Consider the following 11,060-nt stretch of genomic DNA (forward strand, 5'->3'; position numbering starts at 1 on the left):
CTGGAACCTCCCCGTTCCATTCTTGCCGCAGAGAATGCCAGAACCGACCGCTTGCGCAATCGCTGAATGGTTACCGATTTTTCAACGATTGGATCATGCGAGGACATTCCGTTACGAATGTTACAAATCTGACAGGGCCGGTCATCATCGACCTTTTGAATAATCCCGCGCTCTTGCCTATGATCGACGCCGGGAGGACTTCATTTTGCAAAACCAGAGGATCAAGATTCTGATCGTCGAGGACGATCCGGATATGGCAGAATTGATTGCGGATCTTGTCGAAGCCGAGGGCTGGTCACCGACGGTCGTCCATTCTGCCGAAGACGCTACCGCGATTTTAGCGCGCGAGCAGTTCCATATCGTTCTGCTCGACCACAATCTGCCCGGGATTTCCGGGAGGACATTTGCTCAACGCATCCGCACGAACCTCGGGCTCAATGTCGGCATCCTGATGGTCACGGCCGCCGGCAGTGCCACCGAACGTGTCCTCGGGCTGGAAACAGCGGCCGACGACTACGTCGTGAAACCCTTCGAGCCGATCGAACTGACGGCTCGCATCAAGGCGGTCCTTCGCCGCATCGCGCCATCGCTCAAGGTGGAGAAGGAGCCAGAGCGCGAGCACGAGGCGAGTTCTTTGCGGCTTGGTGACTGGGCGGTCGATCTGTCCGCGCGACGCGCGCTCTGCCTTGCCGATAGTAGCAGGACGCTGACCAGCGCCGAGTTCGCTCTCCTGGAAATACTGGCGCAGACACCGAACAAACCGGTCAGCCGGTCCCAGATCCTCGATCGCCTCGGTGCGGAGAGTGATCGGTTCATCGATCGCAATGTCGATGTGCTAGTCTTACGCCTGCGCCGCAAGATCGAGCGCAATCCAGACCTGCCGCAGCATATCCAGACACGCAGGGGCAAGGGATATGTCCTGCACACCGAAACCGCAGAGCCGCCATTGTGATCGACCGGCGCGTCCTACAGTCCATCGCGTTTCGGCTTCCCTTCGCCATCGTGTTCATCTGTTCGTCGGTCTTTATTCTCTCGACCGTTGCGATCTACGGTTTGCATAAGGCCAAGACGGAGATGGCGGCCTATAGCCTGCAGGCCTTTTCCAGCCTTGCTCGCGCCTCGCTGGTTTCCCGCCAGGTTGCCGATCTGGTTTCCAGCGCGCCTCTGCTGATGAACGCCACGTCCCCATACCGCGTCTCCAGCGAGAGCCGAGCGGTCGTGGCGCAGGTCGATGGGCTTCTACAGACGATCGCGCAGTACAAGCACGCAGACAACCAGAACGCTCTTCCCAATGACGATATCGTCAGCCTTCTGCAGACCATTCGTCAGCAAACCATATCGCTTGCAGCGGATGCAGACGCGGCACAGCAACACAAGGCGGAGGCAGCTGCAGCGCTTGGCCAGATTGCGACCCAGCAGACGGTAAACCAAGATGCGCTTCGCCAGCGTCTCAATGCCCTTGTCCAGGCCGCCGCCAATTCTGCAAGCCTATTCCAACTGGGCGAACTACAGCGCCGCTTCACCGCAGAGACCGGCTATTTCTTGAATGACCCGGCAGCGGCTCCGCAGGTCGGCAAAGAAGGGCTTGCGCTTTACAAGAGCGTGTTCGACGCGCAGACGCAGTATCTTCTGGAAATGTTCGCCATCCAGTCGTCGGTGTCGAAACTCCACACCGTGTCCCGCACCCTGTCTCGCACGACTGAAACGCAAAGCGGAGCGGTCGCCGAGAGGCTGACCAAAGGACTTGATTCGGCATCGGCCGCGCTGACGCGACTGATCGTCATGGTGGCGATTGCTTTTTTCATCGTCGTCATTCTCTCCACCCTGTCGATCCGTTCCGTCATGCGGGTATCGAGAGGCATTACGGCACTGTCCACCGGCATGAACTCGCTTGCCAAGGGTGAGCAGGATGTCACCCTTCCCGCCTATAGAGGCTCGGAAACCGAGCTTGTGCGTCTGTCGGATGCATTCCACGCTTTCAAGGACAGCGTCGATCGAGTCTCGCGTCTGCGCCGCACGGCTGAAGCTGCTGCGAGAACGATCCGCTCGACGTTCCGGACCATGAACGAGGGAATCGCGCTCTTCGACGCGACGGGCCATCCCATCACCATGAACAGGCGGGTCATCGAGCTTGTCGGCCGACGGGGTGGATCGTCAAGAAAGCTGTCCCTGCGCAAGTTCATCGACACGATCCCCGAGATAGACCCCGAATTATTGCCGCGTGACGGAGCCCCTGGAACGCTTGCAAATCGGATCACCGTGCGTCATCGCACCGATGATCAGCAGGTCACGGAAATTGCCATTTCACGCCAGCCAGATGGCGGCATTGTCATCCTAGCGCGCGATGTCACGGCGTTTGATCGACAGGAGGCAGAAGCGGCGAAAGCCCAAAGGCTTGATGGTATCATGCGCATGACCCATCAACTGAGCCACGAGGTCGGCAACATGATCGGCATCATCACGGGAAGTCTTGGACTGTTGGAGCGCGAGACGGGATTTAGCGAGCGCCAGCAGCGCAACATTAATCGGATTCGCAAGGCGGCAAATCGCGGGCGCGAACTTGCCAGCAGCATGCTTTCGATCGGCAGTCAGCAACCCATTCACCCAGCCTCCGTCGACATCGGCGCGCTTTTGCGCGCAATGATGGATGTGCTCGAGATTGCAGTCGGGCCTAACAACGAGATTGCGCTTGAAATTGAAGACGGTTTGCCCAGGCTCGCACTGGATGCTGCCCTGTTCGAACAATCCATTCTCAACCTGTGCCTCAACGCCGCAGCCGCTTTACCGACTGGCGGCTCGATCATCATTTCGGCACGGCTGCTGGAGCAAGAGGTGGAAGTGTCGGTTGAAGACAACGGGCGCGGCATGGATCAGGACGCGATAGACCGGGCTTTCGAACCTTACTTCACCACGCGCGCCCAGCAGGGCGGCACGGGCCTTGGCCTTGCCATGGTTTATGGCTTCATGCGCCAGAGCGGCGGCGATGCAAAGATCACGTCAAAGCCTGAGCAAGGTGTCCGTGTTGCACTGACATTTCCGACCCTCGGCGATGAGCAAGGCGGTAATTCGACGTTCTGATTTGCTGCTTCGCCGAAGACGCGAAGAACCCTGCAATATGTTGTGCCGGTCGGCGATTGTCCCCTTGCCTCGCTACTTTGCCGTGCCTAAGAAGTCCTGGATCGTAATTTGCGCCGGAGAGGACAGGCATCGTGGAACAGGAAAATACCAAGACCGGCAGCGGAGCGAAAAAGGTCCTTTTGGCCGCAACGGCGATAATCGTCATCATCGGCGCAGGCGCGGTCGGCGCGAAGGTATACTACCAGAAGCAGGTCGAAAAACTCATTGCCGAAAGAGGTGCAACCGCGGCTTCGGTCGATGTCGACTTTCTGGGACAGGTTCACATCAAAGACCTGACGTTGCCTCTGGAGACAGGTGAGAAAATCAGCGTTGCCTCGGTTGACGGACGCCCGAAACTCCCTTTTGCCGACGGGGTATTGGAACTCAGCAACATCTCCTTGGAGGATGCGAGAACCAAGTTCGTTATTCCCAATGCCCGGATTGAGAACGCCGAGATCGAACGACCCGCTTCATTGGAAGCAACCGGAACAGGCGCGGACGATCCGCTTGCCAAACGCATCGAACGCCTTTCGGCGAAGCGAATTTCCATTCCGGAAATGACGGTGTCGTATGCGATGCGCACAAGACAGCAGAAAGTCGTTTATACGAATGCGATTCTTTCAAACGTCGCGCATGGCAAGATCGCTGATTACTCGATCGACAAGGTGAACGCCGACGCCACCAGAGAAGTAAAAGACCACACTGGGGCTGCTCAAACCAAGCGTCTGCTCACGTCGACTGGCGAGATCAAAGGCAAGGATGTCGATGTTGCATATATTGTAAGGCTTAACACCGAAACCGCGGGGCCGGACGACAAAGAACCAAAACAGGTCTTTGGTCCTCTTTCTATAAGTAAGGTTTCCACCTCCGACCACGACGGGCAAGTGACCTACGACGAATTGCGCAGCAGTGGCTTGAGCGCACGAATGCCCGCTGAACCGCTGGCCCAGACGCTGGCGTCCATCACTGAGGTCGCAGATATAGACGACCTGACAACCGAACAACGTCAGGCATACTTCAAGAGGGTGCTTTCGATTTTCGACATCATCGGCGAGAGCGATATCCAGTTCCTCGGCCTCAAGATGGAAGACCTGGACAAGGGTCAAGATTCGACGGAAGGGCGGACGACGATCACCATCGACCGGACTGACATGCGGATTGAAGGCTACAAGACCGATTTTGGCTTTCACGGCCTATCCATCCTCAAGGGTCAAGACAGGGTGTCGATGGCGGAAGCAAGCATCGTGGGATTTGATTGGACCTTGCCCGCCAAGGGTCTCACCAAGGCCGCCGCTCTGGAAGTAGACGAACTGGGGACTTTCCCCTACAGACAGTTCCTGCCGACCTTCGAACGCTTCCGCATCAGCGGCCTAGACTTCGATACCTCGGCGCCGGAAAAGACCGACGAACCCGCGACCGACAAGCCCGAGCGCATCAAATTTACGCTCAAGAACTTTGAAACGGTGCTGAAGAATCCGGTCAACGGCATTCCGACCGATTTCGAAAACAAGATGGAAGATCTCATTATCCCGATCCCGGAGGATTCCTCTGAATTTGCCGAGGCGCGCGCTCTCGGCTTGAAGGAGTTGACACTCTCCTACGCGCTCTCAAGCGCATGGGATGAAAAAAACAGCAGCCTAGCAATTCGCCAAATCTCTGTCAGTGGCAAGGATTTTGGCCGAATCGAACTCTCAGGCCTCTTGAGCGGGATCACCAAAGAGTTCTTCTCGTTCGACGTCGCCAATGCTTACGCAGCGCTTTTCAGCGTGATGGGTCGGGAGATCAAGTTCACCTGGAAGGATGAAGGTGGGGTAGCACTCCTGACCAAGCTCTACGCTTTGCAGAACAACATCAGCGAAGCACAAGCGCGCACGACGTTGACGCTGGGCGCAAGCTTCCTGATGCAGCAACTCGCCGCCGAGCGGCCACAGTTGAGAGGCGCGACCGATGCACTTGCCGCCTTCGTCCTCAAGCCAGGCACCCTCACCGTCACCGTCAAGGCGAAGAACCCGAACGGACTTGGGATCTTCGATCTCGCGGCCGCATCGCAGGATCCGCTCATTCTCCTCGACAAGGTCGATATTCAGGCCGCGGCTGAATAATCGAAAAGCGAACCACTAAAGCGCCGTGCGTCCTATTGGACGCACGGCGCTTTATCTTTTTCTAATCTGTGCATCGTGCTTTCCGAAAATCGAGTCCGATTTTCGGGCCAATGCTGTAGGTGCGCGTCCGCAATGGCGCGCGCTTGATGCACAAGCTTCACCAGAGGGCTTTAAGACAGGCAGAATTCGGTCAATCGAGCCATGGCCAGTTGTCGACTTGGCATATCACTGCGCGGCGGCTGGGACATTTTTGGCTTGCAGGTGCCACCTGTCCTTCCCGGCAGCTTTCGCCTTGTAAAGCAAGGCATCGGCATCGGCCAGAAGCTCGTCGAGCGATGTCTTGGCAGGTATCCAGACCCCGCCGATCGTGGCACGAACCTCGACAGTTGTTGCGCCAACAGCGATGGGTGCGCGCATGCCTTCAACGATGCGGGCTGCGACTTGATCCGCGACGGTGAGATCGCCCGCAACGACGATCACGAACTCGTCGCCGCCCGTTCGACAGACCAGATCTTCGGCGCGGACGTCCTGCTCCAGACGTCTGGCTGTCTCCAGCAGCACCTTGTCGCCGGCGGAGTGACCGTGAACGTCATTCACAGTCTTGAAGCCATCGAGGTCCATCAGCAACACTGTCCATCCAGAAGATGATGGCAACAGAGGATAGCGCATGGCAAGACCACGTCGGTTGAGAAGGCCGGTCAGGGCGTCGGTTTCCGAGCGACGCTCGAATTCCTTGAGACGCATGTGCTCGTCCGTGAAATCGATAGCGACCCCGACGATCCGGCGCGGAGTTCCATCCGGGTTGCGAAGGAGACGACGGTCACAGCGCATCCATCTCTCGCCGAACACGGTGTTGAGCCGATACTCGGCACAGGAGTGATCGACTTCGCCCAAAAGTAGAGGCGTGAGATCAGCGGAAGCCATGTCGCTGGGATTGACCCGCGCCAGATAGAGTTCCAGATCGAGCCGCCCAGCCTCCGGTCCACCAATAAACTGCGCCAGCCGTTCGGAGGTTTCGAAGCGGCCAGCCGCCACATCCATGTGCCAGAACCCTCCCCGCACGGCTTCCATGGCCAGCTCGAGTTGCGCCGCCTTCTCCGCGAGTTGACGCTCGCTCTCCTTCTGCGCGGAGATATCCTGCACCTGTGACAGCAGCTGCACGATATTTCCCACCGCATCTCGCATTGCTGTCAGATGGATCACCACATGAACGATAGCGCCCTGGTGATTGATATACCGCTTCTCGATGGAATAGCCGTCGCGTGTACCCTCAATGACAGCATTGAAGAGCGTCTCGTCTCTGTCGAGATCGTCAGGATGGGCAAACTTCTTGAATGACATGCCCTGAAGCGTATCGAGGGGAATTCCGACAAGTCTGGAGAAGGCCTGGTTCGCCCGGCGAATGCGGCCGGCGACATCGTGAAACACGATGCCGACAGGGGCATGTTCGAAAGCAAAGTCAAAAAGCGCTAAGCGGGCTTGCGCATTTTCCCTAAGCCACTGCGCTCCTCTATGCAAAATCTTCTCCTAGAACCAAGTACACTGCCTATTAATTAGTAGGCACGAATGTAATTGATTCAAGCACAAGAAATCATGGTCTAGTCTCATTCCACTCCTGGGACGAACGACTCAACGACGCACAGCGCGCGGCATCTTCGTTGGAATGCCGCTTGTTGCGCTAGAACGTCAGACCCGGCACAGCGAGGGGATTGTCCGTCATCGCCTGCCGATCCGGCCTGTCGATCGTCGCCGTCCCGGTAAAGGCCGCGAACAGATCCTTGACAAAATCCTCGCTCAAATCCTTGGTGATGAGAACCATGCGGGTGCGCCGATCTTGAGGGTCGGGCCAGGCTTGCAAGCGCTGTGGCGGATGGAAGATGGACTGCACGCCATGCAGAACGAGCGGTCGATCTAAATTGTCGGAGAGCGCAACGATCGCCTTCATGCGCAAAAGCTTTTCCCCATGAGCCGAGCGCAGCAAATCCACAAACATCTCAATCGCCATCGGATCGATGGGGCGATCATGCATGATGGAGAACGACCGGATCGATGCGTTGTGCCGGTTCACATCGTGATGGTGATGATGGTGGTCGTGGTCGTGGTGATGATGGTCGCCACGGTGGTGATCTTTGTCATGCGCGGCTTCTTCACCCAGCCAACGGCTGACGTCCGCGCTTTTGCTGGCAAAATCATAAAGACCGTTGTCCAGAAGAACGGCGGCGCTCCAGGTCTCCTGATCGCCATCCTCAACCGCAGCACGGGGATTGAGGTCACCGAGGCGGGCAATAAGTGCGGCGACGGCGTCCGCAGAGGCAAGCTTCCGCTTCGTCAGCACCAGCCGGTCGGCAACGGCCACCTGCTTTATGGCTTCCTCATGATGATCAAGCGTCGAGGCACCGTTGACCGCGTCGACAACCGTGATGACGCCGTTCAACATGAAGTTCTGTGCAATGACAGGATTACCCATGATCGACTGCATGACGGGTGCAGGATCCGCAAGCCCGGTGGTCTCGATCACCACGCGCTTTACCGGCTTCAAACGTCCCGTCTGGATGCCATCCATCAACTCGGCCAGCGTATCCACCAATTCGCCGCGCACCGTGCAGCATAGGCAGCCCTCGGCAAGCTCGATGATGCCCTCGCCCGAACGCTCCACGAGCAGGTGATCGATACTCACATCACCGAACTCGTTGATGATGATCGCCGCATCGGCCATGTCCGGATCTTTCAACAGCCGATTGAGCAGGGTCGATTTGCCGGCGCCAAGAAAGCCGGTGAGAATGGACACGGGAATCCGTTCGAATGCCATAAGGCACCTTTTCGTTACAATGTTACAATAGACCGCTTATAGCATCAAACGCGGGTTGGGAAAGCCGCAACGCGTCTCAACGGATTTGCCACTTCTCCGCAGATGCAAAGCGTCAGAAAGCCGGACGCGGGATGGGGACCGGCACATTGGCCATTTCGCTTCCGCCCTTGCCCTTGGTCTCCGCCACCGCCACGGGTTCCGTGCCGGGTATCAGGCCGGCAAAGGAGTAGACCGGCGGACGCGTCATTTCGCGAACATAGGGCGACTTGATGATCATGCGGCCCGCCTCGTCACGGCTTTCGCTGCGCACCTTGGCGGCCTTCGGATTGCAGATTTCCTTGCTGATGTCATTCACCGCAAGCGTATCGCCATAAGGTGCCAGAGAGGCAAGCGATACCCCCTCGCCGGCTGGCGACGTCAGCCCGAGCTGCAACAGCTCGGCGGATTCATCGGTGCGCCCGGCAAGGCTGTCGGAGCCGAGAACCACGGAAATGACCTGTCGTCCGTCCCGCTTTGCAGAAGACACCTGGTTGAAACCGGAGGCACAGATGAAACCGGTCTTCATGCCATCGGCACCCTCGAAGCGTCCGACCAGCATGTTGTAATTGGCATAGTTCTTCTTGCCCGTGGTCACACCCTCGAGAGAGAAGTAGCTGGCATAGTCCGGGAACTCACGCTTGATGATGAGCGCGAGCAACGCCAGATCGCGCGCGGTCGTGTATTGCCCAGCGCCGGGAAGGCCGTTCGGATTGATGAAATGCGTCGACGACATGCCCAGACGCGCGGCTTGAGCGTTCATCTGCGCGACAAAATTGCCTTCGGTGCCGCCGATGGTTTCGGCAATCGCCACAGCCACATCGTTGGCCGACTTGATCAACAGGAGTTTCAGCGCGCTATCGAGCGTAAGCTTGGAGCCCGGCTTGAAATACATCTTGCTGGCAGGCTGATCGGAGGCATGCTTGCTGAAGACGACAGGCGTATCGGGGCTGAGCTTTCCGGACTTCATGGCGCTGAAGGCAATATAGGCCGTCATCAATTTTGTCAGCGATGCCGGATACCATTTGCGGAAGGCCTCCTGATGCGCGATTACCCTGCCTGTCTTGACATCGACCACCATCTTGGGATTGGCCACAGCAACCGACGTCAGCGCCATTATGCTGGCGGCCACAGCGGCAACAGTTTTCGAAAGTCGCCCGGCGGCGCGGCGTGTTCTGCGATCGTCTTGCAAGGCCTGTCCTCAAATTCCCGTCTTCTTTGCGGGATTGGCAATAGTCACCATATATGGCCTAGCAATGGCAAACTAGATTGATTGCGTCAATTATGCGGCGCAATATCGGGGCAAGCCGAAACACGATTCACGCATGCTGTTTTTCTAAAGTCAGGACCGAGAGAATGCCCATCTTGAATAGAGCCGCCGAGTTGCAGGAAGAGGCGACGCAATGGCGCCGCCATCTTCATCAGAACCCGGAAATTCTCTATGATGTGGAGGAGACCGCGCGCTTCGTCACCGAGAAGCTGACCGCGTTCGGGGTCGACGAAATCGTCAATGGCATCGGCCGCACCGGCGTTGTTGGCGTCATCCACGGCCGCAGCAGGAACGGCCGAACGATCGGCCTCCGCTCCGATATGGATGCCCTGCCGATCCTTGAGGAAACCGGAAAGCCCTGGGCCTCTCTCACGCCCGGCAACATGCACGCCTGCGGCCATGATGGACATATGGCCATGCTGCTGGGTGCCGCCAAATATCTTTGCGAGACACGCAACTTCGACGGCTCGGTTGTGGTCATCTTCCAGCCTGCCGAAGAAGGTGGTGCCGGCGCGCTCGCCATGGTGGAAGACCGGTTGATGGATCGTTTCGGGGTGGACGAGGTCTATGGCATGCACAACATGCCGGGCATTCCGCTTGGCCAGTTCGCCATTCGCAAAGGCGGCATCATGGCCGCGCCAGACAAGTTCACCATTACCGTCAAAGGCCGAGGTGGCCATGCCGCTCAGCCTCACCGGACCGCAGATCCGATCGCCATCGGCGCGCAGATCGTCACCAATCTACAATTGATCGCCTCCCGCAATGCCGATCCCCTGCGCTCGATCGTCGTTTCGGTCACGCGCTTCCAGGCCGGCACCAGCCACAACATCATTCCCAACGAGGCGCTGATCGCCGGAACGGTGCGGACACTCGACGAAGATGTGCGCGACATGGCGGAAGCGCGGATCCGCCAGATTGCCGAAGGCATCGCTCTTGCCAACGGCGCCGAAGCGGAAGCGGAGTATCACCGCTACTGTCCCGTAACCGTCAACCATCCCGCAGAAACCGACTATGCAGCCGAAGTTGCCCGCGACGTGGTCGGCGCCAATAATGTCGATGCCGATGTTGATCCTTCCATGGCAGGCGAGGATTTCTCCTACATGCTGAAGGAGCGCCCCGGCGCCTTCATCTTCATCGGCAATGGCGACACAGCAGGACTGCATAACCCAAGCTACGACTTCAACGATGAGGCACTTGCCTATGGCATTTCCTACTGGGTGAAGCTTGCGGAGCAGCGGCTGCAGGGGTGATATCTCAAAATTTCTGGGCACATGACAAATGTGCCGCAGAACGCGGTTGATCCTGAAAGACCAGTGGTTTAAAAGCGCCATTGTGTGTCCACGTAGCTCAGCAGGATAGAGCACAGGATTCCTAAGTGAAATTGGGGGTCGCGCCCGGAAACGACGCGATCGATCTGCTCAAAGTCGGGGAACGCTTCGCTGGGCTTCCAGCATGCCAATCCCGAGCCAAGCTTCGGAGAAATCCGTTGAAGGTGTAGAGACTGGATGGGCAGCACCTACAGGCGTTTACGCCCATGGTGAAGGGACAGTCCAGACCACGAACGCGCCCACCTAACGGCGGGACGGCGGCGAAAGCCGAAGTGGTATGAATCCTGGGGTCGGAGGTTCGAATCCTCTCGTGGACACCAATCGCACAATTGTCCGAACCGAAGACATAGGTAACAGTTTGTACCTAAGACATAGGTGACAATCTCGTGCCGAACGGA

General features: G+C 57.8%; 7 protein-coding genes. 4 read left to right on the top strand and 3 right to left on the bottom strand.

The genetic code is table 11. The features are described from left to right. Window positions 1–205 precede the first annotated feature (205 nt). The 3 genes from EYC79_RS02425 to EYC79_RS02435 all read left to right on the top strand — a co-directional run bounded on the left by EYC79_RS02425 (window position 206) and on the right by EYC79_RS02435 (window position 5,219). The gene (locus EYC79_RS02425; protein ID WP_116493406.1) at window positions 206–952 is read left to right on the top strand and encodes a response regulator transcription factor; all 747 of its coding nucleotides are present in this window, start codon (window positions 206–208) and stop codon (window positions 950–952) included. Beyond that, on the top strand, window positions 949–3,078 hold the full coding sequence (locus tag EYC79_RS02430; protein WP_116493407.1) for a sensor histidine kinase: 2,130 nt from the start codon (window positions 949–951) through the stop codon (window positions 3,076–3,078). The genes EYC79_RS02425 and EYC79_RS02430 overlap by 4 nt, the downstream gene beginning before the upstream one ends. 131 nt (window positions 3,079–3,209) lie before the next feature. Next, complete coding sequence (locus EYC79_RS02435; protein ID WP_116493408.1) at window positions 3,210–5,219, top strand: hypothetical protein; 2,010 nt, start codon at window positions 3,210–3,212, stop codon at window positions 5,217–5,219. A 225-nt stretch (window positions 5,220–5,444) separates the two neighbouring features. Here EYC79_RS02435 and EYC79_RS02440 read toward each other — a convergent pair whose 3' ends face one another. The 3 genes from EYC79_RS02440 to EYC79_RS02450 all read right to left on the bottom strand — a co-directional run bounded on the left by EYC79_RS02440 (window position 5,445) and on the right by EYC79_RS02450 (window position 9,181). Next, entirely contained in the window at window positions 5,445–6,737 is a 1,293-nt protein-coding gene (locus tag EYC79_RS02440) for a sensor domain-containing diguanylate cyclase (protein ID WP_116493409.1), read from the bottom strand. Window positions 6,738–6,897: 160 nt separating this feature from the next. After that, the gene (locus EYC79_RS02445; RefSeq protein ID WP_116493410.1) at window positions 6,898–8,028 is read right to left on the bottom strand and encodes a CobW family GTP-binding protein; all 1,131 of its coding nucleotides are present in this window, start codon (window positions 8,026–8,028) and stop codon (window positions 6,898–6,900) included. 112 nt (window positions 8,029–8,140) lie between these two features. Then, window positions 8,141–9,181, bottom strand: a complete 1,041-nt coding sequence (locus tag EYC79_RS02450; protein WP_404944069.1) for a D-alanyl-D-alanine carboxypeptidase family protein — start codon at window positions 9,179–9,181, stop codon at window positions 8,141–8,143. 239 nt (window positions 9,182–9,420) lie between these two features. Between EYC79_RS02450 and EYC79_RS02455 the strand changes: the two genes are divergently transcribed. Continuing rightward, window positions 9,421–10,584: a M20 aminoacylase family protein gene (locus tag EYC79_RS02455; protein ID WP_116493411.1), complete on the top strand. Its 1,164-nt coding sequence runs from the start codon at window positions 9,421–9,423 to the stop codon at window positions 10,582–10,584. Window positions 10,585–11,060: the final 476 nt, after the last annotated feature.

Source organism: Agrobacterium cavarae, assembly GCF_004310285.1.
Lineage (GTDB): Bacteria > Pseudomonadota > Alphaproteobacteria > Rhizobiales > Rhizobiaceae > Agrobacterium > Agrobacterium cavarae.